The 24,612-nt window shown below is 65.5% G+C and carries 26 protein-coding genes; 12 read left to right on the top strand and 14 right to left on the bottom strand.

Annotation, left to right across the window (positions count from 1 at the left end; all coding sequences use genetic code 11):
* Window positions 1–90 precede the first annotated feature (90 nt).
* Window positions 91–963, bottom strand: a complete 873-nt coding sequence (locus C167_RS0115090; protein WP_017519112.1) for a hypothetical protein — start codon at window positions 961–963, stop codon at window positions 91–93.
* 161 nt (window positions 964–1,124) lie between these two features.
* Between C167_RS0115090 and C167_RS0115085 the strand changes: the two genes are divergently transcribed.
* A complete protein-coding gene (locus C167_RS0115085; RefSeq protein WP_017519111.1) occupies window positions 1,125–2,063 on the top strand; it encodes an alpha/beta fold hydrolase in 939 nt (312 codons plus the stop codon).
* A 211-nt stretch (window positions 2,064–2,274) separates the two neighbouring features.
* On the opposite strand, the gene C167_RS0115080 is transcribed toward C167_RS0115085, so the two are convergent.
* Window positions 2,275–3,114 carry a metal-dependent hydrolase gene (locus C167_RS0115080; protein WP_026079069.1) on the bottom strand — a complete coding sequence of 280 codons (840 nt, stop codon included), beginning with the start codon at window positions 3,112–3,114 and terminating at the stop codon, window positions 2,275–2,277.
* 123 nt (window positions 3,115–3,237) lie between these two features.
* On the opposite strand from C167_RS0115080, the gene C167_RS0115075 reads away from it, so the two are divergent.
* The 3 genes from C167_RS0115075 (at window position 3,238) to C167_RS0115065 (ending at window position 5,781) form a co-directional block, all read left to right on the top strand.
* On the top strand, window positions 3,238–4,257 hold the full coding sequence (locus C167_RS0115075) for an AraC family transcriptional regulator (protein WP_017519109.1): 1,020 nt from the start codon (window positions 3,238–3,240) through the stop codon (window positions 4,255–4,257).
* A gap of 83 nt (window positions 4,258–4,340) precedes the next feature.
* On the top strand, window positions 4,341–4,982 hold the full coding sequence (locus C167_RS0115070) for an MBL fold metallo-hydrolase (protein ID WP_017519108.1): 642 nt from the start codon (window positions 4,341–4,343) through the stop codon (window positions 4,980–4,982).
* Window positions 4,983–5,067: 85 nt separating this feature from the next.
* A complete protein-coding gene (locus tag C167_RS0115065) occupies window positions 5,068–5,781 on the top strand; it encodes an OmpA family protein (protein ID WP_017519107.1) in 714 nt (237 codons plus the stop codon).
* 77 nt (window positions 5,782–5,858) lie between these two features.
* Here the strand turns inward: C167_RS0115065 and C167_RS0115060 are convergent, their stop codons facing one another.
* The 4 genes from C167_RS0115060 to C167_RS0115045 form a co-directional block, all read right to left on the bottom strand.
* Window positions 5,859–6,767 (bottom strand): acyltransferase, encoded by a 909-nt coding sequence (locus C167_RS0115060; RefSeq protein ID WP_017519106.1) that lies wholly within the window; start codon window positions 6,765–6,767, stop codon window positions 5,859–5,861.
* An 81-nt stretch (window positions 6,768–6,848) separates the two neighbouring features.
* Window positions 6,849–8,975, bottom strand: coding sequence for a phosphate acetyltransferase (pta, locus tag C167_RS0115055; RefSeq protein ID WP_017519105.1), 2,127 nt, complete (start codon window positions 8,973–8,975; stop codon window positions 6,849–6,851).
* Between the two features lie 61 nt (window positions 8,976–9,036).
* Entirely contained in the window at window positions 9,037–10,227 is a 1,191-nt protein-coding gene (locus C167_RS0115050; RefSeq protein ID WP_017519104.1) for an acetate kinase, read from the bottom strand.
* A gap of 2 nt (window positions 10,228–10,229) precedes the next feature.
* Entirely contained in the window at window positions 10,230–10,562 is a 333-nt protein-coding gene (locus tag C167_RS0115045) for a DUF3565 domain-containing protein (RefSeq protein ID WP_026079070.1), read from the bottom strand.
* Between C167_RS0115045 and C167_RS0115040 the strand changes: the two genes are divergently transcribed.
* The 3 genes from C167_RS0115040 to C167_RS0115030 all read left to right on the top strand — a co-directional run bounded on the left by C167_RS0115040 (window position 10,531) and on the right by C167_RS0115030 (window position 12,571).
* Window positions 10,531–11,016, top strand: coding sequence for an FKBP-type peptidyl-prolyl cis-trans isomerase (locus tag C167_RS0115040; RefSeq protein WP_017519102.1), 486 nt, complete (start codon window positions 10,531–10,533; stop codon window positions 11,014–11,016). The genes C167_RS0115045 and C167_RS0115040 overlap by 32 nt on opposite strands.
* Before the next feature lie 217 nt (window positions 11,017–11,233).
* Window positions 11,234–11,719 carry a glutathione peroxidase gene (locus C167_RS0115035; RefSeq protein WP_017519101.1) on the top strand — a complete coding sequence of 162 codons (486 nt, stop codon included), beginning with the start codon at window positions 11,234–11,236 and terminating at the stop codon, window positions 11,717–11,719.
* 111 nt (window positions 11,720–11,830) lie between these two features.
* Window positions 11,831–12,571: a nitroreductase family protein gene (locus C167_RS0115030; RefSeq protein WP_017519100.1), complete on the top strand. Its 741-nt coding sequence runs from the start codon at window positions 11,831–11,833 to the stop codon at window positions 12,569–12,571.
* On the opposite strand, the gene C167_RS0115025 is transcribed toward C167_RS0115030, so the two are convergent.
* A complete protein-coding gene (locus tag C167_RS0115025) occupies window positions 12,558–12,965 on the bottom strand; it encodes a tautomerase family protein (RefSeq protein WP_017519099.1) in 408 nt (135 codons plus the stop codon). The two genes, C167_RS0115030 and C167_RS0115025, sit on opposite strands and share 14 nt — an antisense overlap.
* A gap of 107 nt (window positions 12,966–13,072) precedes the next feature.
* On the opposite strand from C167_RS0115025, the gene C167_RS0115020 reads away from it, so the two are divergent.
* The 4 genes from C167_RS0115020 to C167_RS0115005 all read left to right on the top strand — a co-directional run bounded on the left by C167_RS0115020 (window position 13,073) and on the right by C167_RS0115005 (window position 17,241).
* A complete protein-coding gene (locus C167_RS0115020; protein ID WP_017519098.1) occupies window positions 13,073–13,963 on the top strand; it encodes a LysR substrate-binding domain-containing protein in 891 nt (296 codons plus the stop codon).
* 74 nt (window positions 13,964–14,037) lie between these two features.
* Complete coding sequence (locus tag C167_RS0115015) at window positions 14,038–14,628, top strand: TetR/AcrR family transcriptional regulator (protein ID WP_017519097.1); 591 nt, start codon at window positions 14,038–14,040, stop codon at window positions 14,626–14,628.
* 78 nt (window positions 14,629–14,706) lie between these two features.
* Window positions 14,707–15,819 (top strand): NADH:flavin oxidoreductase, encoded by a 1,113-nt coding sequence (locus tag C167_RS0115010; protein ID WP_017519096.1) that lies wholly within the window; start codon window positions 14,707–14,709, stop codon window positions 15,817–15,819.
* A 462-nt stretch (window positions 15,820–16,281) separates the two neighbouring features.
* The gene (locus C167_RS0115005; RefSeq protein ID WP_017519095.1) at window positions 16,282–17,241 is read left to right on the top strand and encodes a DegV family protein; all 960 of its coding nucleotides are present in this window, start codon (window positions 16,282–16,284) and stop codon (window positions 17,239–17,241) included.
* A gap of 2 nt (window positions 17,242–17,243) precedes the next feature.
* Here the strand turns inward: C167_RS0115005 and C167_RS0115000 are convergent, their stop codons facing one another.
* From C167_RS0115000 to C167_RS0114990, 3 genes are all read right to left on the bottom strand, one after another.
* Window positions 17,244–18,440 (bottom strand): glycosyltransferase family 4 protein, encoded by a 1,197-nt coding sequence (locus C167_RS0115000; protein ID WP_017519094.1) that lies wholly within the window; start codon window positions 18,438–18,440, stop codon window positions 17,244–17,246.
* 72 nt (window positions 18,441–18,512) lie between these two features.
* A complete protein-coding gene (gene cysZ, locus C167_RS0114995; RefSeq protein WP_017519093.1) occupies window positions 18,513–19,253 on the bottom strand; it encodes a sulfate transporter CysZ in 741 nt (246 codons plus the stop codon).
* 97 nt (window positions 19,254–19,350) lie between these two features.
* Entirely contained in the window at window positions 19,351–21,282 is a 1,932-nt protein-coding gene (locus tag C167_RS0114990) for a diguanylate cyclase domain-containing protein (RefSeq protein ID WP_017519092.1), read from the bottom strand.
* Window positions 21,283–21,694: 412 nt separating this feature from the next.
* On the opposite strand from C167_RS0114990, the gene trxB reads away from it, so the two are divergent.
* Complete coding sequence (gene trxB, locus C167_RS0114985; RefSeq protein WP_017519091.1) at window positions 21,695–22,639, top strand: thioredoxin-disulfide reductase; 945 nt, start codon at window positions 21,695–21,697, stop codon at window positions 22,637–22,639.
* 211 nt (window positions 22,640–22,850) lie between these two features.
* Here trxB and C167_RS0114980 read toward each other — a convergent pair whose 3' ends face one another.
* The 4 genes from C167_RS0114980 to folE form a co-directional block, all read right to left on the bottom strand.
* On the bottom strand, window positions 22,851–23,189 hold the full coding sequence (locus C167_RS0114980; RefSeq protein WP_017519090.1) for a HopJ type III effector protein: 339 nt from the start codon (window positions 23,187–23,189) through the stop codon (window positions 22,851–22,853).
* Window positions 23,190–23,201: 12 nt separating this feature from the next.
* On the bottom strand, window positions 23,202–23,513 hold the full coding sequence (locus tag C167_RS0114975; RefSeq protein ID WP_017519089.1) for a DUF1244 domain-containing protein: 312 nt from the start codon (window positions 23,511–23,513) through the stop codon (window positions 23,202–23,204).
* A gap of 136 nt (window positions 23,514–23,649) precedes the next feature.
* A complete protein-coding gene (gene folX, locus C167_RS0114970) occupies window positions 23,650–24,021 on the bottom strand; it encodes a dihydroneopterin triphosphate 2'-epimerase (RefSeq protein ID WP_017519088.1) in 372 nt (123 codons plus the stop codon).
* A 1-nt stretch (window position 24,022) separates the two neighbouring features.
* The gene (folE, locus tag C167_RS0114965; protein ID WP_017519087.1) at window positions 24,023–24,583 is read right to left on the bottom strand and encodes a GTP cyclohydrolase I FolE; all 561 of its coding nucleotides are present in this window, start codon (window positions 24,581–24,583) and stop codon (window positions 24,023–24,025) included.
* Between the last annotated feature and the right edge of the window lie 29 nt (window positions 24,584–24,612).

The raw sequence follows: 24,612 nt of genomic DNA, 5'->3' as shown, positions 1-24,612 counted from the left end.
GACTCGCAAAAGAAGACAGTTGCTCCTCCCTATGCCGGTTCGAGCAGGAGCGGGCTCCGGGGCAGCAGGCCGCCACGGCTGGCGCGAGACTCACATCCCCTTCTTATTCTCCGCCTCCGGCGGCGCGCTCAGGTCCAGCCCCTTGGGCACCGGCTGTCCCTTGGCCGGCGCGGCCAGCTGCTTCTGCACGTCCGCCTGGATTGCCTGCAGCACCGGCAGCAGGTCGCGCATGTTCTCGCGCACTTCCGGGTAGGCGTGCTTCTGCGCCAGTTCGTCCACGCGCATCAGCAACTGCACGCGCACTTCCGGTGGCAGGTGGATGAAGAGTTCCGGCAACTGCTTGGCGAGCTCAGCGCTGTAGAGCACCAGATCCTGGCGGTCGAACTGCGCTGTCAGGCCGAGGTAGTCCAGCGCGCTGCTGGTGAGCATCGAGGCGGCCGCCTTGGCTTCCTGCATGCCCTGCAGGCGCACCGGGTTGCGCTGCTCGCTCTGCGCCAGGGTCATCCAGAACTCCACCGTCAGGTTGAACAGGATCGCCTGTTCGCGCAGCGAGTAGCTCATCAGGCCCAGCGCCTCGGCGCCGTAGGGCTGCTTGGCGGCGCGGAAGTTGAAGTACAGGCGCATCAGCTCCTTGAGCTTGAACAGCACTTCGCGCGCCTCGTTCTGCCGCAGCTCCAGCGGCGCGTAGATGTTCAGCTGCGGGCGGAAGTTATCCTCGCTGACCATGCGCTGGTAGATCGGCCCGGTGAACTCGCCGCTGCGCCGGGGCAGGCCATTGACCTGGGTTTCGTCGATCTTCTTCAGCGCGTCGATCAGCACCTGGTAGTCGGCGCTGGTCCAGTTGCGCTGGATGTCGGGAATCTTCTGGCCCAGGTAATACAGGTCGGCGGACAGGGCAGGGCGGCACAGGAGCAGCAACAGTACGACCAGCGGCCACAGCGAACGGCGAATGAGGATCGGCACGAACGGGCTTTCCTTGCGCGAGGGCGGGTCGGGCTAGGTTAGCGGGGCGAGCGGCCTGCGTCATCCGTCCTGGACCTCGACACTACCTAGGTTGGGCGCGGCGCTGCGGGCGCTGTGGTGTGATGGGGCTTTAGAACAACAAGCACGGGAGTCACTCGTCCATGACCGCCACATTGTCTGTGCAACCGCCGCTGGCCGAGGGCCTGGCCCGCTACGGTTTCGGCCCGCTGCCGCTGGCCGCTCTGAAGGCGCGCTACGCCTCGCCCGAATCCGGTTCGAAGTTCATCCAGGTCGACGGCTTCGACATCCACTACCGCGACGAAGGCAGCCCGGACAAGCCGGTGCTGGTGCTGGTCCACGGTGTAATGGCCTCGTTGCACACCTGGGACGGCTGGGTCGCCGAGTTGTCCCCGCACTTTCGCATCATCCGCCTCGACGTGCCCGGCTTCGGCCTCACCGGTGGCGGCCAGGACCGCGAGTACGACGGCGAGCGCCTGGTGAAGGTGTTCGGCATGTTCCTGGACCGACTGGACCTGAAGCACGTATCCATCGCCGGCAACTCGCTGGGCGGCTACATCGCCTGGAATTACGCGCTGGCCAACGCCCACCGCGTCGAGCGGCTGATACTCATCGACCCGGCCGGCTACTACATGCAGAAGGTCCCGCTGATGATCGCCAGCGCGGTGCTGCCCGGCGCCGGCATCATGATGCCGATGTGGATGCCGCGTGCCCTGGTGGCCCAGGGCATCAAGGAAGTCTACGGCGATGCGCGCAAGATCAAGCCGGGCGTGATCGATCGGTACTACGACATCAGCCGCCGGCCGGGCAACCGCCGCGCGATGATCGATATCTTCCGTGTGCTGGTGAAGGCCAACCGCGAGGAACTGCCCACCACGCCCAGCCGCGTTGCGGCGCTGAAGGTGCCGACGCTGCTGATGTGGGGCGAGCGTGACCGCTGGATTTCGCCGCGCCACGTGCCGATGTGGCAGCGCGACGTGCCGGGCATCGAGGTGAAGGTCTACCCCGGCGTGGGGCATATCCCGATGGAGGAAATCCCCGAGGAGTCGGCGGCGGATGCGCTGCGTTTCCTGCATGCCTGATTGCTCATCGCGCCACAAAAGCCCGGCCAAGCGCCGGGCTTTTTCATGGGCGTAGGAGCGGACTCCGTCCGCGATGGTTTTGCGTCGGCAGGGCCTCCACCTGGTCGATGCCGATCGCGGATGAATCCGCTCCTACAGGCGAAGACCTTGCCTGGCGTCGGAAACGACACCGCCCCGGCAAGGCGGGGCGGTGTTCGAAGCGGAAGGCGGATCAGCCAGCGTGAGCCAACGGCTGCGCGTCGTACTCCTTGCGCACCTCGTAGAGCACATCGAGGTTGTTGTGCTGCCAGGGGTGGAAATCGGACTTGAAGAAGTCCATGTATTCACGCAGCAGCGGGCGGAACACGCCGTGCTTGCCCCAGGTCCACTTGATGCCGTCGCGCCAGACACGCCAGTTCCACAGCAGGCCGTCCACCTTGAGCATGTGCACCAGCCCGCGGAAGGTATCCAGCACGAAGAAGAAGGTGGCCATGCGCATCGCCCGGCGCAGCAGCTTGCGACTGCCGCAGACCTGGTTGTAGACGTCGAAGGCCACCGCCTTGTGCTCGGTTTCCTCCAGCGCGTGCCAGCGCCACAGACGCTGCATCACCGGGTCGGCGCCTGCCATGGTGCGCGGGTCGGTCAGCAGCCCGTTGGCCATGATCGCGGTGATGTGCTCCAGTGCGGCAGTCGCGGCCAGCTGGCGCCTGGCCGGGAATTTCTTCTGGGTGAAGCGGATGCGCGCCTGGGCGCGTTTCTCGATGGCGGTGACGTCGTAGCCCAGGTCGCGCAGGCGCTGGCTGTAGGTCAGGTGTTCGCGGCTGTGGTGGCCTTCCTGGCCGATGAAGCCGCGGATCTGCTCCTTGAGCACCGGGTCGCTGATCTGGTCGCGGAACTGCCGCACCGAGTCGATGAAGAAGCGTTCGCCGTCGGGGAAGAGCACCGACATGGCGTCGAACAGATGGGACTTGAAGGCGTCTCCACTATGCCAGTGACGCGGCAGCGGATCGGGCAGATCGAAGTCCATGTGCCGGGGCTTGATCTCCAGTCCTGCGGGGGTGGTGCTGGCCATGGCGGCTCCAGTGTTGTGGTTGTCCATGGTCAGTACTCTGGGCTTGTAGGGAAAGCGTCACAAGGTTATTGTCTGCCAACTTTCCGGTCATATCCGGCCAGCGGTCAACCTATAAGAAGAACGATGAAACAACCGCTCAATTTCACCGCCGAACTGGTGCCCGTCGCCTATGCGCAGGCACTTCTGGACCTCGCCGAAGAACTGGGCGTGCCGCGCACGCGCTTGTTCGAGCTCTCCCGCGTGCGCCCCGAGGTGCTGCAGAGCCCGAACGGCCGCCTGTCCTTCATCGACTTCAACCTGCTCGCCGGCTCTGCCCTGGCGCACTGCAACGAGCCGGCGTTCGGCCTGCTGCTGGGGCAACGGCTGAACGTCTCCACCCATGGCATCCTCGGCTATGCGGTGCTGTCCAGCGCCAATCTCGAGCGCGCCATTGCCTTCGCCTTGAAGTACTACCGGGTGCTAGGCCTGGCCTACGACCTGGAGATGGTGGAGGACAACGGCGTCTCCTACCTGCGTGCCAGCGAGTCGATCCCGCTCGGGCCCATGGGCCGCTTCGCCGCCGAAGGCCTGATGACCAGCCTGCACACCATTGCACGTTTTCTCGTCGGCGAGCCGCTGCAGGGCGTCAGCGTCGGCTTCGCCTATGCCGAGCCGACCTACGTACAGCGCTACGCCGAGGTGTTTGGCGGCGAGGTGCTGTTCGACCAGCCGTTCCATTTCATCGGCCTGCCCAGCGAATACCTGGCGCGGCCCATGGCGTTGGCCAACCCCGCCACGGTGCAGATGTGCGAGCAGCAGTGCGAGGCGCTGCTGGCCACGCTGGATGTGCAGGAAGGCCTGCTGACCCGCATCCGCCGCCTGCTGCTGGCGCGCCCCGGCGAGTTCCCCGACCTGGAGAGCGTGGCCGCCGACCTGCACACCAGCGGCCGCAGCCTGCGTCGACATCTTTCGAACCTGGGCACCACCTATCAGGAGGTGCTCGACGATGTGCGCAAGCGCCTGGCCCTGCAATACCTCACCACGACCCACCTGCCGCTCTACGAGATCGCGCTGCTGCTGGGCTTCAACGACCCGTCGAACTTCCGCCGGGCCTTCCGCAAGTGGACCGGCAAGCTGCCCACGGACTACCGCCAGGACGATTGAACACTCGATCCATCGACTCGCCAGGGCAGGGCGGAATCGGCGAAAATGTGCGCCGTGTTCTTCCGCAACCGAGCGAGTCTTCGATGAGCGACCAGCCTGCCCTGATCCGCGAAACCTTCCCCGTCGGCCCCTTGCAGTGCAACTGCACCATCATCGGCGACCCGCTGACGAAGAAGGCCATCGTCGTCGATCCGGGCGGCGACCACGAACTCATCCTGCAGCGCCTCGACGCGTTGGGGCTGAAGGTGGTCAGCATCATCCACACCCACGCGCACCTGGATCACTTCCTCGCCTCCGGGCAGATGAAGGAGAAGACCGGCGCGACGCTGCATCTGCACAAGGAGGACCAGTTCCTCTGGGACAACCTGGAGATGCAGTGCCGCATGTTCGGCGTACCCTATAAGCCGGTGCCCTCCCCGGACCAATGGCTGGCCGACGACGAGGAGCTGGCCTGCGGTTGCGGGGTGGCGCTGCACACGCCGGGGCATACGCCCGGTTCCATGAGTTTCTGGTTCCCCAAGGACAAACTGCTGATTGCCGGCGACACCCTGTTCCGCCGCAGCATCGGCCGCACCGACCTGTGGGGCGGCGACTACGCCACCATCGAGCGTTCGATCCGCGAACGCCTGTATTCGCTGGACGAGGAGGCGACCGTGGTCACTGGCCACGGTCCTGACACCCACCTGGGCGACGAGATGCGGGAAAATCCCTTCATCCGCGCTTAAGGTTGCTGCGGAATTATTTGCACGACCTAAGCTCTAATCAGCCGCCCGATAATGGGTGTTGCGCTATTTCGAGGAGTCATCCGACATGTTCACCGCACGTAGTCTGTCCATGGTTGCGGCTGCCACCGCCTTCGCCCTCATGGCCGGTTGCGCCTCTCAGAACCCCTATGACCCCAACACCCAGGCCCCGCCGGCCGAGGGCGGTATGAGCAAGACCGCCAAGTACGGTGCGCTGGGCGCGCTGGCCGGTGCTGTTGCCGGTGCCGCGATCAATCACGATAACCGCGGCAAGGGGGCGATGATCGGCGCCGCCGCCATCGGTGCCGCCGCCGCCGGCTACGGCTACTACGCCGACAAGCAGGAAGCCAAGCTGCGTCAGCAGATGCAGGGCACCGGTGTGCAGGTGGAGCGCCAGGGTGACGACATCAAGCTGATCATGCCGGGCAACATCACCTTCGCCACCGATTCGGCGAACATCGCGCCGTCCTTCTACACCCCGCTGAACAACCTGGCCAACTCCTTCAAGGAATTCAACCAGAACAGCATCGAGATCGTCGGCTACACCGACAGCACCGGCAGCCGCCAGCACAACATGGACCTGTCCCAGCGTCGTGCGCAGTCCGTTGCAACCTACCTGACCTCCCAGGGCGTCGACGGCACCCGCGTCAGCACCCGCGGCATGGGCCCGGACCAGCCGATCGCGTCCAACGCCGACGCCAACGGCCGCGCGCAGAACCGCCGCGTGGAAGTGAACCTGAAGGCGCTGCCGGGCGCACAGACCCAGCAGTACCAGCAGTAAGCAGCGCCCATGAAAAAGCCCGCCGATTGGCGGGCTTTTTCGTTGCTGGGATGCGGCGCCGAACCTACGAAAAACGGTCAGGCCCTGGCGGGGAATTCCCGGTGCAGCTGGCTCAGCAACTGGTCCTTGCGCTCCCACAGCTGGTTCACCCACAGCTGGAACTCGGCGCGGTAGCCCTCGTCCTGGTCGTAGCTCCTGCCGATGAACTGGCGAGGAATCTCCAGCTCCTCGAAGCGCACCACGACCGAGCGAAGGCGACCGGACAGCAGGCACCAGAAGGTTGGGCGGCCGTCGGGATAATGGATGGTGACGTTTACCAGGGTGCGCAGCTGCTCGCCCATGGCATCGAGGACGAAGGCGATGCCGCCGGCCTTGGGCTTGAGCAGGTGCGGGAAAGGCGACTTCTGCTCGTCATGTTTGGCCTGGGTGAAGCGGGTGCCTTCGAGGAAATTGAAGATGGCCACCGGAATGCGGCTGAACTTGGCGCACGCCTTGCGGGTGGTTTCCAGGTCCTTGCCTTTCTTCTCCGGGTGCTTGGCGAGGTAGGCCTTGGTGTAACGCTTCATGAAGGGGAAATCGAGCGCCCACCAGCACAGGCCGATCACCGGGACCCAGATCAGTTCCTGCTTGAGGAAGAAGCGCAGCAGCGGAATGCGGCGGTTGAGCTGGTACTGCAGGACGAGGATGTCCACCCAGCTCTGGTGGTTGCTGGTGACCAGGTAGGAGTGGTCGTAGTGCAGCCCCTGCAGGCCCTGTACGTCCCAGTCGGTGTTGCGGACCAGGTTCATCCAGCCCTTGTTACAGGTGATCCAGCTTTCGGCGATCACGCTCATGACTTTGCTCAGCGCCAGCTGGGCCGCATTGAAGGGCAGCAGCAGCTTGATGATCGACATGCCCAGCAGCGGAATGCACCAGCACAGCGTGCTCGTCACCAGGATCAGGGTGGCGAGGATGCCGCGCAGGGTGTGCGGGAGGAAACTCAACATCGAGGAATGGTCCTTGTACGTAGGCGCCCGGTCGGCCGGGCGCGTGATGCGTTCATGGGCACATCCCTCGTGCCTTGGTTGTCAGCCGTCCTTGCCGGAGTCCGCCTGGATCGCCGTCAGCGCGATGGTGTAGACGATGTCGTCCACCAGCGCGCCGCGTGAGAGGTCGTTCACCGGTTTGCGCAAGCCCTGCAGCATCGGCCCGATGCTGACGCAGTCGGCGCTGCGCTGGACCGCCTTGTAGGTGGTGTTCCCGGTGTTCAGGTCGGGGAACACGAACACGTTGGCGCGTCCGGCCACCGGGCTGTCGGGTGCCTTCAGGCGACCCACGCTGGCGATGGCGGCGGCATCATACTGCAAGGGACCGTCGATCAACAGATCGGGGCGTTTTTCCCGCGCGATGCGCGTAGCTTCGCGGACTTTCTCGACATCTGCGCCGGTTCCTGATGCGCCGGTGGAATAGCTGATCATCGCCACTCGCGGAGTGATGCCGAAGGCCTGGGCCGAGGCGGCACTTTGCAGGGCGATCTCCGCCAGGTCACTGGCCGAAGGGTCGGGATTCACCGCGCAATCGCCATAGACCACCACCTGGTCGGGCAGCAGCATGAAGAACACCGAGGACACCAGGTTGTAGCCCGGCGCGGTCTTGATCAGTTGCAGGGCCGGGCGGATGGTGTTGGCGGTGGTGTGGATGGCGCCGGAAACCAGCCCGTCCACTTCGTCCAGGGCAAGCATCACGGTGCCCAGCACCACGTTGTCTTCCAGCTGTTGCTCGGCCATCGGCGCGTTCAGGCTCTTGCCCTTGCGCAGTTCGACCATGGGTTCGACGTAGCGGCTGCGCACCAGGTCCGGATCGACGATCTCCAGGTCCTCGGGCAGCACGATGCCCAGCATCTGCGCCACGGCCTGCACGTCGTCGGGCTTGGCCAGCAGCACGCAGCGGGCGATGCCGCGGGCGTGGCAGATGGCGGCGGCCTGCACGGTACGCGGTTCGCTGCCCTCGGGCAGGACGATGCGCTTGTCGGCGCGGTTGGCGCGCTGGGTGAGCTGGTAGCGGAATACCGGCGGCGACAGGCGCAGCTCGTGCGGCGCGCCGCAGCGGTCCTTGAGCCACTCGAAGTCGATGTGCTCGGCGACGAACTCGGTCACGCGCTCGGCGCGCTCGCGGTCGTCCACCGGGATTTCCTTGTTCATCCGCGACAGGTCGCCGGCGGTGTCGAAGGAGCCGGTCTTCACCGTCAGCACCGGCAGGCCGCTCTGCAGCGCGCTGCGGCACAGCTCCATGATCCGCGCGTCGGGCGTCAGCCCCGAACACAGCAGCAGGCCGGCCAGCGGCACGCCATTCATGGCGGCCAGGCAGGCGGCGAGGATGATGTCGTCACGGTCGCCCGGCACCACCACCAGCACGCCGGGCTTGAGCAGGTGCACGGTGTTCGGTGCCGAGGGCGCGCAAAGGATGATCTTCTGTACGCGGCGTTGTTCATAGTCGCCGGCGTTGAGCACGCTGGCGTCCAGCAGGTCGGCCACGTCGCGGGTGCGCGGGGCGTTCATCTCGTCCTGCCAGGGGATGCAGCCGAGCAGCCGGACGTCGCCGTCGCGCAGCAGCGGGGAATGTTCCTTCAGGCGTTCACCGAACAGGCGTGCGGCCTCGACCGCGTCGCGCGGCATCTCTTCGCTCTCGCCGCCACGCACCTTGTTCACGATCAGGCCGGCCAGGTGCGGGTCGCGCGGGCCGCCGAAGAGCTGGGCGAGGATATCGATGCGGTCCGACAGCTCGCTCACCGTCTCGTTGTCCGGTGCCGAGACCAGGATCACCTCGGCATCGACGCTGCGCGCCAGGTGGGCGTTGATGCGCGCGGCGTAGCTGGCGTGCTTGGTCGGCACCATGCCCTCGACGATCATCACGTCCTTGTCGGCGGCGGCGCCGTTGTACATCCCGACTATGTCCTCGAGCAGTTCGTCGAGCAGGCCGTCGCCGAGCATGCGCTCGACCTTGGACAGCGACAGCGGGGTAGGCGCGTTGAGGCCGTGGGTGCGCGCGACCAGTTCGCTGGAGCGCTCCGGACCGTCGTCGCCGATGTGCGGCTGGGCAATGGGCTTGAAGAAACCGACCTTCAGGCCGGCGCGTTGCAGGGCGCGGATCAGGCCCAGGCTGGTGGACGTCAGGCCGACACCGAAACCGGTCGGCGCGAGGAAGAAGGTGTGCATCCGGGCTCCTTAAGCCGTGCGGGAGTGGTCTGCGCCCTTGTGGGGCGCAACCGATGAATCTTCAGTCGAGGACAGCCAGGGTGTCGAGTGCGATCTGCTTCTCTTCATTGGTGGGGATCACCAGCACGCGGGGGTGGCCGGGCAGGTGGATCGGCCCGCCGACGCCGCGTACGCAGCGGGCGTTGGCTTCGCCGTCGAGTTCGAGGTTGAGCACGTGCAGGTGCTTGACCGTGAGGTTGCGCACCAGCGCGGAGTTCTCGCCGATGCCGCCGGTGAAGATGATGCCGTCCAGCCGCGGCAGCGCACAGGTCAGCGAGGCCAGGGACTTGGCCAATCGGTAACAGAATACTTCGATGGCCAGCGCCGCATTGGCGTGGCCCTGCTCGCGGGCGTTTTCCAGGGTGCGCATGTCGTTGGACAGCCCCGACAGGCCGAGCAGGCCGCTGTCGTGGTTGAGCATGTGGTCGATCTTCTCCAGGCTCCAGCCCAGGGTGCGCGCCAGGTGGCTGTGCAGGTTCGGGTCGACGTCGCCGGAGCGGGTGCCCATCATCAGGCCTTCCAGCGGAGTGAGGCCCATGCTGGTGTCGCGGCTCTGGCCGTTGGCGATGGCGCAGGTGGAGCTGCCGTTGCCCAGGTGTGCGGACAGCCAGTAGCTGTCGCCCACCGCCAGCCCGCTCATTTCCGCCGCCCGGTGGCTGACATAGCGGTGGCTGGTGCCGTGGAAACCGTAGCGGCGTACGTGCTGCTCGCGGTACAGCGGTTCGGGGATGGCGTAGCGGTAGGCGCGCTCGGGCAGGCTCTGGTGGAAAGCGGTGTCGAACACCGCGATATGCGGCAGGTCCGGATAGAGCGCCATGGCGGCGTCGATGCCCACCAGGTTGGCCGGGTTGTGCAGCGGCGCCAGCGGCGAGGTCTCGCGGATGGCGCTGAGGACTTCATCGGTCAGGCGCGAGGCCTGGGTGAAACGCTCGCCGCCATGCACCACGCGGTGGCCGATGGCATGCAGTTCGCCCTGTGCGGCCTGGGCTACCAGCGGCAGCAGGCGGGCGAGGGCGGCCTTGTGGTCGGCGCCGGGCAGCTCGAGGGTTTGCGGCTGCTCGTCGGTCTCGCCCTGCCAGCGCAGGCTCGCGCCGTTGGCGCCGAGGCGTTCGGCCAGGCCGTGGAGGATGAATTCGTCGCGCCCCTCTCGAACCAGGGCGAACTTGATCGAAGAACTGCCGCAGTTGATCACCAGGATATTGCGAGCCGGCATGCCTACTCCTTGTTGCTGTCGGAATCCTTGGCGCACCAGCCGCAGGGGAATAGCCGGCCGATCTGCGCCTCGCGCTGTTGCGGGTCCAGCACCCAGGGCCGCGATTGCCACGGCGGCTCATGGCGCAGGTGCTGGGTGTGGCCGCAGGACAAGACTGCCACCCAGTGGCCGTCTTCGTCCTGATGAAAGTCAAGCAGGCGCGGCGGGACCGCGTGATCCCGTCCGTCCGTCTTCGGGTCGCATTCGGGGGCGTCGCCGCGTAGACTTACGCGCTCAACTTCTATATCAGATAGGTTTCGAACCATGCAGATCGCGGCCAACAAGGCGGTTTCCATCGACTATACCCTGACCAACGACGCAGGTGAGGTCATCGACAGCTCCGCCGGCGGCGCTCCGCTGGTCTACCTGCACGGCGCCCACAACATCATCGGCGGCCTGGAAAAGGCCCTGGAAGGCAAGCAGGTCGGTGACGAGCTGGACGTGACCGTCGAGCCGGCCGATGCCTACGGCGAATACAGCGCCGAGCTGGTCGCCACCCTGACCCGCGAGATGTTCGAAGGCGTGGACGAGCTGGAAGTCGGCATGCAGTTCCACGCTTCCGCTCCGGACGGCGGCATGCAGATCGTCACCATCCGCGACATCGAAGGCGACGACGTAATCGTCGACGGCAACCACCCGCTGGCCGGCCAGCGCCTGAACTTCAAGGTGAAAGTGGTCGACATCCGCGACGCGTCCGCCGAAGAAGTCGCCCATGGCCACGTCCACGGCGAAGGTGGTCACCACCATTGATGGCTGTCGCCCGGTCGGCCATCGGCCGGGTGAAGCCATCATTGAGCTGCTACGCTCAATCTTGAAAGGCGCCTTTGGGCGCCTTTCTCATGCAACCTGATCGACTGCAACAAGGCCAGGGCATTTTTCCCGCATCGACTGGGATTGCGCAGCACGACGGACACGTTGTCCGCTCCCTGCGCGGGCACTTCGTGCCTACTTCTTCAAGGAGCAAGCAATGAGCGCTTTTCACGATCTGACGCTGCATGGCCTCGACGGCCAGGATCTGCCGTTGGCCCCGCTCAAGGGCAAGGTCGTGCTGGTGGTCAACGTCGCCTCGAAATGCGGCCTGACCCCGCAGTACGCCGCTCTGGAAAACCTTTACCAGCAGTACAAGGACCGGGGGTTCGTGGTTCTCGGTCTGCCCTGCAACCAGTTCGCCGGGCAGGAGCCGGGCAGCGAAGCCGAGATCCAGTCGTTCTGCTCGCTGAACTATGGGGTCAGTTTCCCCATGTCGGGCAAGCTCGAGGTCAACGGCTCCGAGCGCCATCCGCTGTACCGCCTGCTGGCGGGCGAGGGCGCCGAGTTCCCCGGCGACATCACCTGGAACTTCGAGAAGTTCCTCCTCGGCCCGGATGGCCGCGTGCTGGCCCGCTTCAGCCCGCGCACCACGCCGGATGATCCGGCGCTGATCCAGGCCATCGAGAAGGCGCTGGGCGCCTGATCCACCGGCGGGAGAGGGCGCATGCGCCAATCCCGCCGGCATTTCTCCCTTCCGTCTTGTTCCACGCCAGGTGTGGCGGCTTAATCGGGCGACCTGTTTCCGGAGCCCGCCATGAGCCGTTTCGCCGCCGAGTCCGCCTGCCTGCCCGCCACGCCCGATGCCTTGCGCGCGCTGATCGAACAGCGCCGCGCGGTGCGCCGTTTTCTCGATGATCCGGTGCCGGAAGCGGTACTGCGCGACAGCCTGGAACAGGCGGTGCTGGCGCCCAACGCGTGCAACCTGCAGCCCTGGAGCTTCCAGGTGATCCGCGATGCCGAGCTGCGCCGCAAGCTGGTGCCGGTGTGCCTGGGGCAGAACGCCGCGCGCACGGCTCCGGTGCTGATCGTGGTGCTGGCGCGGCCGGACACCTGGCGCGAGTCATGTGCAGCGATCCTCGACCAGTGGCCGGAGCCGCAGGTGCCGAAAAAGGTGCGCGACTTCTACCAGCGCACCGCGCCCTTCCAGTACAACCAGGGCGTTTTCGGGCTACGTGGGCTGTTCAAGCGCACCCTCTATGCGTTCGTCGGCCTGCGCCGTGCGCTGATGCGCCAGCCCAACAGCCACGCCGAGATGCGCCTGTGGGCGGTGAAGTCCACTGCGCTGGCGGCGCAGAACCTGATGCTGGCCCTGCAGAGCCACGGCTACGCCACCTGCCCCATGGAAGGCTTCGATGAAGTGCGGTTGCGCAAGGTGCTGGATATTCCTCGCCGCGCGGTGCCGATCATGCTGCTGGCGGCAGGGCGGGCGGCCGACAATGGCGTCTACAACCCGCGCCTGCGCTTCCCGCTGGAGCAGCGCGTCAGCTGGCACTGACCGCATCGGGCTTGGTCAGCACGCCCATGCGACCGCCACCGAAGGACCAGTCGTCCGCCTCGCTGGTGGTGATCTGCACCATCACGTCCTCGCTGGCTATCTCCAGCCGCTCGCCCAGCAGCGCGTTCAGCCGCCGGTAGAACGCCTGCCTGGTCTGCGAGTCCCGCGGGCGGCCGATGGTGATGGCGATCAGCACGAAATCGTCGCTGCGCGGCCCGCCCAGGTAATGGCGATTGAAGACGAATTCCTCCGCCTCGTGCTGGTGGATCATCACGAACTGATCGCCCTCCGGCACGTTGAAGGCCTCGTGCATGGCGTCATAGACGGTGTCGGCGAGTTCGCGCAGGTACTCGGGTTGCTTGCCCTTGCGCAGGGAGATGCGGACGGTAGGCATGGCGCCGTTCCTCGGTGAGTGATTGACGGAATCAGGCTAGCCCGGCAATTTGATCCTGAAAATCGGGAAATATTTAACAGATAGTTCGAATAATCAGGATGGTTGCCATGCCCCGTATCCACTTCGACCTGGACGTGTTGCGGACCTTCGTGACCGGCATCGAGCTGGGCAGTTTTGCCCGCGCGGCGGATCGCCTGGGGCGCTCCACCTCTGCCGTCAGCGCTCAATTGAAGAAGCTGGAAGAGCAGGCTGGCACCCCGGTATTGCGCCGCGAAGGGCGCGGCATGGCGCTGACCGAGGCGGGCGAGACGCTGCTGGCCTATGCCCGCCGGCTGCTGGAATTGAACGACGAAGCCGCCGCCGCCTTGCGTGGCGGTGCGCTGGAAGGCCGGGTGCGCCTCGGCCTGCAGGAGGATTTCGGCGAAACGCTGCTGCCCGCCGTGCTGGCGCGCTTTGCCCGTGCCCATCCCAAGGTGCGCATCGAGGTACGCACCGCGCGTAACCAGCAGCTCATCGAAGGCGTGCGCAACGGCGAGTTGGACCTGGCGCTGGCCTGGGAGACCGGCGAGCGCACGCCACACATGGAGCGCATTGGTGCGGTGGCGCAGTGCTGGATCGGCGCGTCGCAAGCGCTACCGTCTCCCGGTGCGGAACCCCTGCCGCTGGTGATGCTGGAGGCGCCTTGTCTGCTGCGCAGCGCGGCGACGGCGGCGCTGGACCGGGCCGGTATTGCCTGGCGCGTAGCGTTCACCAGCGCCGGGTTGTCCGGCATCTGGGCGGCGGTCGGGGCCGGGCTGGGCGTTGGCCTGCGCACGCCGATCGGCCTGCCGGCCAGCGTCGAGCGGCTGGATTCCGAGCGCGCCGGGCTGCCGGTGATGGCACCGCTGGGCCTGTGCCTGCACCGCAGCGAAGCCGAGCCGGAAGCAGTGGTCGAGCGCTTGCGTGAATTGCTGCAGGAAGGTGTGGCGCAACTGCTGGAAAGCCCGGCGATCCGCTGATCCGCTTCTGAGGGAAAATCACTGCGATCAATGGTTCTGGAAGAGGCGAGACGACCGGTCATATTCTTGCGCCCATGAACAGCATTCGACTCGACAAACGTGACCTGATCCTCGCCAAGGGCTCCTTGGCGATGACCCGCAGCGGCTACCACGGCACGGGCGTGCAGGACATCGTCCAGGCCGCCGGCATCCCCAAGGGCTCCTTCTACCACTACTTCGAGAGCAAGGAAGATTTCGCCCTGCAAGCCCTGGAACATCTGTACGCGCCGCGCCTGGCACGTTACGCCGAGGCGCTGGGCAACCCGGCATTGGGTCCGCGTGCGCGCATCCTTACTTATTACCGCGAACTCCTGGCGCATTTCGCCCGCCAGGAGAAGCTCGAATACCACTGTTTCATCGGCAGCTTGAGCTTCGAGATGGCTGAGCTGTCGCCGCCGATCGCCGAGCGCGTCGACGGCATCCTTCAGCAGTCCATCGATACCCTGCGCGACTGCCTGGCTGACGCCCAGCGCGCCGGGGAGTTGCCCGCCTCGGAGAACGTCGAGCAACTGGCCGAGTTCATCGGCAATGCCTGGCAGGGCGTGCTGGCGCGCATGAAAGTCAGCGCTTCGCTCAAACCGGTGGAGCGCTTTATCGAGCGCCTGGAGCACTTGCTACAGGCCTGATCTGCCTGAGTCATCACCCATTTTTCAGCCCAACTCAAAAACGAGACGACCGGTCGCCTGGCCGTCATGGAGACTTCAATGACTGCATCCGTAGATACCCTGTTCTCGCCCTTCCGCCTGGGCGGCCTGGAACTGCCCACGCGTATCGTGATGGCGCCGATGACCCGCAACTTCACCCCGGGCGGCGTACCCCACGCCCAGGTCGTCGAGTATTACCGCCGCCGCGCCGCCGCCGGTGTCGGCCTGATCGTCACCGAAGGCACTACGGTCAACCACAAGGCCGCCAACGGCTACCCGAACGTGCCGCGCTTCCACGGCGAAGACGCCCTGGCCGGCTGGAAGCAGGTGGTCGATGCGGTACACGCCGAGGGCGGCAAGATCGTCCCGCAACTGTGGCACGTCGGAGCCGTGCGCCGCCTGGGCACCGAGCCGGATGCCAGCGTTCCGGGCTACGGCCCCAGTGGCAAGGAAAAGGACGGCACCGTGCTGGTCCATGAGATGACCAAGGAAGACATCCAGGAGGTCATTGCCGCCTTCGCCCAAGCCGCCGTCGACGCCAAGTCCATCGGCATGGACGGCGTGGAAATCCACGGCGCCCACGGCTACCTGATCGACCAGTTCTTCTGGGATGGCAGCAACAAGCGCACCGACGAATACGGCGGCAGCCTGGCCAACCGTTCGCGCTTCGCCATCGAGCTGATTCAGGCCGTGCGAGCGGCCGTTGGCCCCGACTACCCGATCATCTTCCGCTTCTCCCAGTGGAAGCAGCAGGACTACAGCGCCCGCCTGGTGCAGACCGCCGAAGAGCTGGAAGCCTTCCTCAAGCCGCTGTCGGATGCAGGCGTGGACATCTTCCACTGCTCGACCCGCCGCTTCTGGATTCCGGAATTCGAAGGCTCCGATCTCAACCTGGCCGGCTGGACCCGCCAGCTCACCGGCAAGCCGACCATCACTGTCGGCAACGTCGGTCTGGATGGCAGCGAGTTCTTGGCCTTCTTCGGCAACACCGAGGAGGTCGCCCAGCCGTCGGGCATCGACGGTCTGCTGGAGCGCCTGAACAAGGATGAGTTCGACCTGGTGGCCGTCGGCCGCGCGCTGCTGGTGGACCCGGAATGGGCGGTGAAAGTCCGTGATGGCCGCCTGGAGGACATCAAGCCCTTCAGCCGCGACGCGCTGACATCGCTGGCCTGATTCGCCATTCGGTAATGAAAAGCCCCTGGCACCCTCGGTGCCAGGGGCTTTTGCTATTGCTGAACCCCTCGCGCAGCCGCTTCTTGGAGGAGCAATGTATTTTCTGAAAGTCCGTGCTGGAGTTTCCCTCTCCCTTACCCTCTCCCTGAAGGGAGAGGGGACTGGTTCGGTGCCGGTTGAAATCTTGGCGTCAGCCGGCACGGAAAACGCCCTCTCCATTCAGGGAGAGGGCGGGGAAGAGGGCAACACCTGGCGCAGAATTTCCCCGGTGAGAGCCCACGGCCTGTGCTCTGGTTATGACTGTTCATAAGCAATCTGAATGGTCTGAAAGTACCGTCCTAGGCGTTTACAAATCTTTTCCGAGACCCACCTTTCCGCATGCTGACTTCCCAGTCCGAAACGGGCAGAGTATGACCGCGTTCACACAAAAATAAGGCCGGGATACGGCCATAGGAGTAAGACATGCGGATCGGCTTGGTGGTCGATGCAACCTGCGACCTTCCCCCGGAGTTCCTTGCTGCCCACGACATTCGCGTACTGCCCATCGGTATCCGTGTGGGCGAACGGCGCATCGTCGATGACCGCGATCCCGACACCACCCTCAGGTTCTATTCCCAGGACCTGCCCAAGGTCGGCCCCGAGGACGGCAGCGAACCGCTGACGCCGGCGCAGACCCACGACTGGTTCCTGGAGCACCTGGTCACCGACTTCGACTACGTGATCTGCCTGACCGTGACCAGCCAGCGCAGCCCGATCTTCGAGCACGCCACCCAGGCTTCCTTCAGCCTGTTGCAGACTTACAAGGAGCGCCGCGCCGCTGCCGGTATCGCCGGGCCGTTCGCGCTGCGGGTGATCGACAGCCAGACCGTGTTCGCCGGCCTCGCCGTGCTGGCCGCCGAAGGTATCCGCCTGCTCGGCGAAGACCAGCACCCGAACGCGGTACGCACCCGCCTGGAGCAGCTCAGCCAGCAGATGAATACCTTCCTGGTCGCCAGCGACCTCGGACACATCCGCCGGCGCGGCTTCCAGAAGGGCGACCGCAGCAGCATCGGCGACCGCCTGCGCGGTGCCTTCCTCGGCCTGGGCTCGATGCTCGACATGAAGCCGGTACTGAGCCTGGTACAGGGCGAGGACAAGCCGGTGTCGGTCTCGCCAAACTACGAGAAGTCCGCCGAGCGCCTGCTCAACTTCGCCCGCGCGCGGGTCGAGGCGGGCGAGTTGCTGGCGCCACAGATGTGCCTGAGCTATGCCGGCGATCCCTCCGCCCTGCGTGACCTGCCCGGTTTCGCTGCGCTGGAAGCGGCCTGCCAGGCCAAGGGGGTACAGGTGCACCTGGCGATGCTCAGCCCCACCGGCGGCATCAACCTAGGCGAGGGCGCCATGAGCCTGTCCTTTGCTGCCGAGCCCAAGCCTTTCGCCTGATCCTATTTGTGGATGTCGGGCTGGCCCAGGCCGCCGGGGTGCTTCCCCGGCAGGGCCGTGCGGCAGGCTTCGTGAAGATAGCCTTCGAAACGCTCGACCACGTGGTCCCAGGCCTGATGGATGGCATGGTGACGCGCGTTGAGGCGCACCCGGCGCAAGCGCTCCGGGTCGCCCAGCAGCCAGCTCGCCGCTTCGAAGAAGCTCTGGTTCTCACCCGGCACAGCGAGCACACCGTTGTGCCCGTGGCGAATGTGCTGGCCGGCTGCTGCCTGGTCGAAAGCCACCACCGCCAGCCCTGAGGCCAGTGCTTCCAGCACCACGTTGCCGAAGGTTTCCGACAGGCTGGGAAAGAGGAACAGGTCGCCACTGGCATAGTGCCGGGCCAGTTCCTCGCCGCGCTGCAGCCCGCAGAAGACTGCTTCGGGCAGCTGCTTCTGCAGTGAGGCGCGTTGCGGTCCGTCACCGACTATCACCAGCCGGAGCTTGAGCTGCGGGTGCGCCGCGCACAGCGCACGGAAGCTGCTGCCCAGCAGCGACAGGTTCTTCTCCGCCGCCAGCCGGCCGACATGCAGGACGGCGATGTCTCGCTCGCCCAGGCCCCACTCGCGGCGCAGCGTTTCGTTGCGCCGTGATGGATTGAACAATTGGCTGTCGACGCCGCGCGAGAGTTGCGCCAGGCGCTCGAAACCGCGCCTTTGCAATTCCACGGACTGGCTGGCGCTGGGCACCAGGGTCTGCTGGGTGCGGTTGTGGAACCAGCGCAGGTACAGCGTCACCAGGCGCATCAGCGGGCCGAAGCCATAGTGCGCGCTGTACTGCTGGAAGTTGGTATGGAAGCCGCTGATCACTGGGATTCGCAGGCGCTTCGCGGCTCGCAGGGCTGCCAGGCCGAGCGGGCCTTCAGTGGCGATGTAGAGCACGTCCGGGCGGGTGCGCTTCCAGTGACGCAGCAGCTTGTGCAGGCACGACTGGCCCCATTGCAGGCCGGGATAGCCGGGCAGCGGCCAGCCACGGGTGAGGACGAGTTCGCCGTCGCTGTGCCGGCCGTCGTCGCCTTGCTGGCGCGGTCGCACGATCTGGATCTGGTGTCCGAGGCGCAACAGTCCCGAGGCCAGGCGGCCCAGAGTGTTGGCGACGCCATTGATTTCCGGCGGAAAGGTTTCGCTGATCAGCGCAATGCGCAGGGGAGTCGTGGTCATGCTCGCAGTGTCCCGGCGTGCGGTGGCGCGCCGATGACAATGCGATGATCGATAGGTGACAGCCGCCGACGGTTACTTCACCAGCGCCTTTTCACCACCCTCGCGCACCCAGAACAGCACCGCGCCGGCCACGGCGGCGGGCATGGCGACCAGGTTGACCAGCGGGATCAGCAGCGCCAGGTAGGTCACCCCGCCAAAGCCCATGCAGGCCCAGCGCTTGCTGCGCAGCCAGGCGAGCATCTCGTTCCAGCCCAGCTTGTGGTTGTCCGCCGGGTAGTCGATGTACTGCACGGCCATCATCCACACGCCGAAAATCAGCCACAGCGGGGCGGCGATCAGGTTCAGGCCGGGGATCAGGCTGAGGATGAACAGCGCGATGGCGCGCGGCAGGAAGTAGCCGAGCTTGCGCAGTTCGCGGCCGATGGTGCGCGGGACCATGGCCATCAGCTCGCCCCAGCTGAACTCGGGGAAGTCGTCGGTGCCGCGCACCACCACTTCGACCTTTTCCGCGAGGAAGCCGTTGAAGGGCGCGGCGATGATGTTGGCGATCATGGTGAAGGTGAAGAACACGATCAGCAGTACCAGCGCCACGAACAGCGGCCAGAGGATGAACTGCAGGAAGCTGAGCCAGTCCGGCAGGCTCGGCATCAGCCAGTCTACCCAGTGGCTGAACTGGTTGATGGCGAAGCCGATCAGGCCGACGAACAGCAACAGGTTGATGCTCAGGGGCAGCAGCACGAACAGCCGCAGGCCGGGGCGCATCATCAGTTTAAGGCCTTCGCTCAAGTATTGCGGGCCGCGCAGGGTGGACATTGGCTTCTCCAGGTGTGAACCGTCGGAGACCTTAGCAGACCCGGCTGACGACCGGCGAGCCGTCTGTTTTGCCGGGTATGTGTTCGCGTAGCAGCGTTCAGGCGACGGTATAGCGATAGCAGCGATTGCGTTCCTGCTTGGCCTGGTACATGGCGATATCGGCGGCGCGGGTGAGGGCATCGGCGTCGCCGGCATCCTGTGGGTAGAAGGCGATACCGATGCTGGGCGTGACGAAGTCGATCACCTGGCCGCCCAGGTGGTACTGCGCGCCGAGCACGGCCAGCAGGCGTGTGCCCAGGGCTTCGGCCTGGTCCGGCTCGGCGTTTTCCAGCAGCACGGCGAATTCGTCGCCGCCCAGGCGGAAGGCCTGGTCCGGCTGGCGCAGGCTGCTGCGCATGCGCTCGCCCACCGTTCCGAGCAGGGCATCGCCTATGGCATGGCCGAAGCGGTCGTTGACCTGCTTGAAGCGGTCCAGGTCGATGTACAGCAGGGCCACGCGACGGGCCTGCACGACGGCCTGCCCCAGTTGTTCGTTGAACGCCTTGCGGTTGCCCAGCCCGGTGAGGGTGTCGCGGTAGGCCAGGTCCAGCAGCTGCTTCTGATAGGCCACCTGATCACTGATGTCGCGCAGGATGCCGCGGAAGCCCTGGAACTCGCCCTGGGCGTCGCGGATCGCCGAGAGCCGCGTTTCGCAGTTGACCAGCCGGCCATCGCGGCGCTTGAAGGGAGCGGAGAAGGTGGTTTCCTGTTCGTCGTCGCGAGCCTGCTCATAGAGGCTGCGGGCCCTGAGCAGGTCCGCCTCCTGCAGCAGAATGCCGAAATGCTGGCCAGCGAGTTGCTCGGCGCTGTAACCGAGCATCCGGCACAACGCCGGATTGAGGGTGAGGATGACGCCTTGCGTGTCCATCTCGAAGAAGCCATCGCGGATCGCGTCGAGGATCGCCCGGTCCCGTGCTTCGCTCTGCTCCAGGCGGTCGAGCATGTGATTCATCTCGCTGGCCAGCTGGCCCAGCTCGTCGGCTCCCTGGGGGCTCAGGCGCGAAGGCGCGCCGTCCTGGCCGATGACCGCGACTTCCCGGTTCATGGTGGACACCCTGCGGATGATGCGGAATTCCAGCGCCACATAGGCGAGCACCGTGGCCCCACCGAGCAGGCCGATAGTCAGGTAAAGGAACAGCCGGACGGACTGCCGGCCCTGCTGGTACAGCGGCCTGGGGCTGGTGAGCTCCAGGCGCAGTTGTGCCCGCCCGTGCGAATCGAGGTAGAGCAGGGACATCTGCTGGTTGTTTTCATCCAGCAGGCGCCGGGGACTGATCAGCGTGGCGCCGCGCCCGGTGGGGATATTCAGGGTGCGCCAGTCGTTGCCCTGCACCGGGTCCTGTGCCAGACGCAGGCTTGCGCCCATCTGGGTCTGCAGGCTGGACATGCGCGCCCTGTCGAGCAGCACGCCGGCGATGACCACGCCAGCCGGCTCGGCGGTGCCGGCGCTATTGCTGATCGGGTAGGTGAGCAGCAGCTGCGGCAGGCCTTCTATCTGCAGCAACTGGTCAAGGCTGTGGTGCGGATCGCCTTCGATATCCAGCGCGCCCAGTTCCAGGGCGGTCCGCAGGACGCCCTGGCGCAGTTGGTTGGCGTCGGGAACCTTCTGCTGGGGAAAACGCCGGGCCAGCCCGTCGAGTTTCCATTGCTGGGCGACTGTCCGGCCTTTGCGGTCGAGGTAGAGCACGTAGTCGAACCCCAGGATACCCAGCAGGTCCTGGTCGAGATTTTCCTCGACGAAGTTTGCCTGCGGCAGGCGCATGAACCGGTAGCTGGCGTCCCACCAGGCATAGCTGTGGACGATGTCGAGGTTGCGCTGTTTCTCGTAGGCGACGCGGTTGTGGACGATGCGCACCTCATCGGCCAGGCGCTGGCGGTCGCCGCGGTCGAAGCGGTCGAGCAGGATCAGGTCCGATAGCAGCCAGACCCCGGCAAGGCTCGCGACGAACAGGGGCAGGCACAGCCAGAGCAGGCGGGCGCGAAGGTTCATGGCAATGCGTGTGACCTTTGTTCTGTTTGAGTCTAGCCATCCGGGCCGTGGGCGTGCGCTGCATAGGCCAAGCCTATGAGGTGCATTGAGATTGGACATTTCAGCAGGCCGCGAGCGCGGCGGTAAGCTACGTGCCATGTGCTATCGAACCAGTTCGAGGGTCGTTCCGAGACTTCCTGACTTATCTCAACGAGCCGGGCGCGATAGCGGAAATCCCTGACTTATCTCAAGGGTTTCCCGGAGTTCTGCCGGAGAATGCAACTGTGATTTCGGTCACACCGCATTGCCTCCAGTCTCCGGGTGATGCGGTCCGCGCAACAAACCTTTCCGTGGAGCTGCCGTTCTCCCAACCTTCCCCCTGGTGCTTTGGCAGCTCCCTTTTCTTTTGTCCGCTTCAGTACTGGAGGCTGTCATGTCCGATCGTCATGCGCGCGTCATCATTCTGGGTTCCGGTCCGGCCGGCTACAGCGCCGCCGTCTACGCCGCCCGCGCCAATCTCAAGCCGCTGCTGATCACCGGGATGCAGGCCGGCGGCCAACTGACCACCACGACCGAGGTCGACAACTGGCCGGGCGACCCGCACGGCCTGACCGGCCCGGCATTGATGCAGCGCATGCAGGAACACGCCGAGCGCTTCGAGACCGAGATCGTCTTCGACCACATCCATGGCGTGGACCTGGCCGGCAAGCCCTTCGTACTCAAGGGCGATAGCGGCACCTACACCGCCGATGCGCTGATCATCGCCACTGGCGCCAGCGCGCGTTACCTGGGGCTGCCGTCGGAAGAGCGCTTCATGGGCAAGGGCGTGTCCGCCTGCGCCACCTGTGACGGCTTCTTCTATCGCAACCGTGAAGTGGCGGTGGTGGGTGGCGGGAACACCGCCGTAGAGGAGGCCCTGTACCTCGCCAATATCGCCAGCAAGGTGACCCTGGTGCACCGCCGCGAGAGCTTCCGCGCCGAGAAGATCCTGCAGGACAAGCTGCGCGCGCGCATCGCTGAGGGCAAGATCGAATTGCGCCTGAATGCGCAGGTTGAGGACGTGCTGGGCGACGACATGGGCGTCACCGGCGTGCGCCTGCGCCACAATGATGGCGAGGCTTCGGAGCTGAAGGTCGACGGACTGTTCGTCGCCATCGGCCACACGCCCAACACTTCGCTGTTCGAAGGCCAGCTCGATCTGAAGGATGGCTACCTGGTGGTCAGCGGCAGTCGTGATGGCAACGCCACCGCCACCAACATCCCCGGCGTCTTCGCCGCTGGCGATGTGGCCGACCATGTCTACCGCCAGGCCATCACCTCCGCTGGCGCCGGTTGCATGGCCGCGCTGGACGTTGAACGTTACCTGGATTCCCTGTAACGGCCCGAAGAGCCGGCGTGCAGGAAGGGGCCCCGCTTGGCGGGGCCTTTTTCTGTGCGGGCCGAACGTACTGTTTGCAGGAGCGAGCGTGCTCGCGAACCGCTTGGCACCCTGCCTGGCAATTTCGCTGCCAGGGTTGCCAGATCACGCCAGGTGTTCGCCCAAGAAAAAGCCCCGCATCAGCGGGGCCTTTTCATCGAGCCAGGCGGCCTCAGCCGCGGCGCGACAGCGGCTGACGCTCGAAGTTGACGCCAGCCAGGCCCGTGCTCAGCAGGGCGCGGATGTTGGCGTGGTCGGTGCCCTCGGGGTTGTCGCGTACGGCGCGGTAGTGCTCGCCAAAGGCCAGCAGCGACTCTTCCTGGCTCAGGCCTTCGAGAATGGCGAAGCCCAGGGTCTTGCAGGACCCTTCGTTCTGCCCGGCGGGGTTTTCCACGCTGCCGTTGGTGAAGGCGCTGGGGGTGTAGCTGTAGTGCTCGGCGATGTACGCCAGGGTGTCGGTGAACAGGTGCTGCTCGCTGCGCAGACGCGAGCGGAAATCGTTGAGGGTCATCAAGGCAAACTCTTAGTGTTTCTTCGCGGTATCGAAGGCCGCCTGTTGCTCGGGCGAGGCTTCCGTCTGGTACTTGGCCTTCCATTCGGCGTAAGGCATGCCGTAGATCTCTTCGCGGGCCTGGTCCGGGCTGACCGGCAGGTCCATGTCGTCCGCGGCCGCCTTGTACCATTTGGACAGGCAGTTGCGGCAGAACCCGGCAAGATTCATCAGATCGATGTTCTGCACATCCTTGCGGGTACGCAGGTGCTGCACCAGGGTGCGGAACGCGGCGGCTTCGAGTTCGGTGCGCTGCTCGTCGGTCAGGTTCATCGGCTCGGTCATGGCATGTCTCTCTACTAAGGCGCATCAGAGGCGCATGGCGGGGCTGGCGAGATTCTAAGAGGCGGGCGATCTGCCAGCAACGCCCGTTGGCCGACTGGCACGGGCGTGCAGGGTGGCTGCTGGGTAATGTCGCGGCTCAGCGCTGGGCGGCCAGGGCGATGGATACCGACTCGGCGAAGCGCAGGGCGTGGGGCTTGTCCACTTCCACCTCGGCGTAGCGCACGGCGGGGTTGGCCATGACCAGGTCGAGCAGTTCCTGGGTCAGGCGCTCGAGCAGGGCGAAACGGTTTTCCTCGACGTGGGCGATGATCGCCTTGGTGATGGTGCGATAGTTCAGCGCGTGATCGATGTCGTTGACCTGCACCGCATCGCCAGCCGGGTAGAGGATGGTGAGGTTGATCAGCACATCCTGCTTGTTGAGGATTTCCTCCTCCTTGATGCCGATGTAGGTGCGCACGCGCAGGTCCTTGACCCGGATTCGCGCCATGCCCGGCTGCAATTGCGTCATTTCACTTGCTCCGTCCGATCAGTTGCAGGAATTCCTGGCGGGTATTGGTGGACGCGCGGAAGGCGCCGAGCATCACCGAGGTGTTCATCACCGAGTTCTGCTTCTCCACTCCGCGCATCATCATGCACATGTGCTGCGCCTCGATCACCACCGCCACGCCGGCGGCACTGGTGACCTGCTGGACTGCCTCGGCGATCTGCCGGGTCAGGCTTTCCTGGATCTGCAGGCGGCGCGCGAACATGTCGACGATGCGTGCGACCTTCGACAGGCCCAGCACCTTGCCGGTGGGAATGTATGCCACGTGGGCCTTGCCGATGAAGGGCAGCAGGTGATGTTCGCACAGCGAGTAGAGCTCGATGTCCTTCACGATCACCATTTCGTCATTGTCCGAGGCGAACAGCGCGCCGTTGACGATCTCCTCCAGCGTCTGCCCATAGCCGTGGCAGAGGTACTGCATGGCCTTGGCGGCGCGCTTGGGAGTGTCCAGCAGGCCTTCGCGGGTCGGGTCTTCGCCGAGCCCTTTGAGAATCTCACGGTAGTGGTGAGACATGTCTTCGATCATCGTGGGAGTTCCTCGCGCCCGCGCCGGGC

Origin of the sequence: Pseudomonas nitroreducens TX1 (genome assembly GCF_000313755.1) — a bacterium.
In the GTDB taxonomy this organism is placed as follows: domain Bacteria; phylum Pseudomonadota; class Gammaproteobacteria; order Pseudomonadales; family Pseudomonadaceae; genus Pseudomonas; species Pseudomonas nitroreducens_A.
Note: the sequence above shows the minus strand (reverse complement) of the source record. Positions and strands in the feature narration are given on the sequence as shown.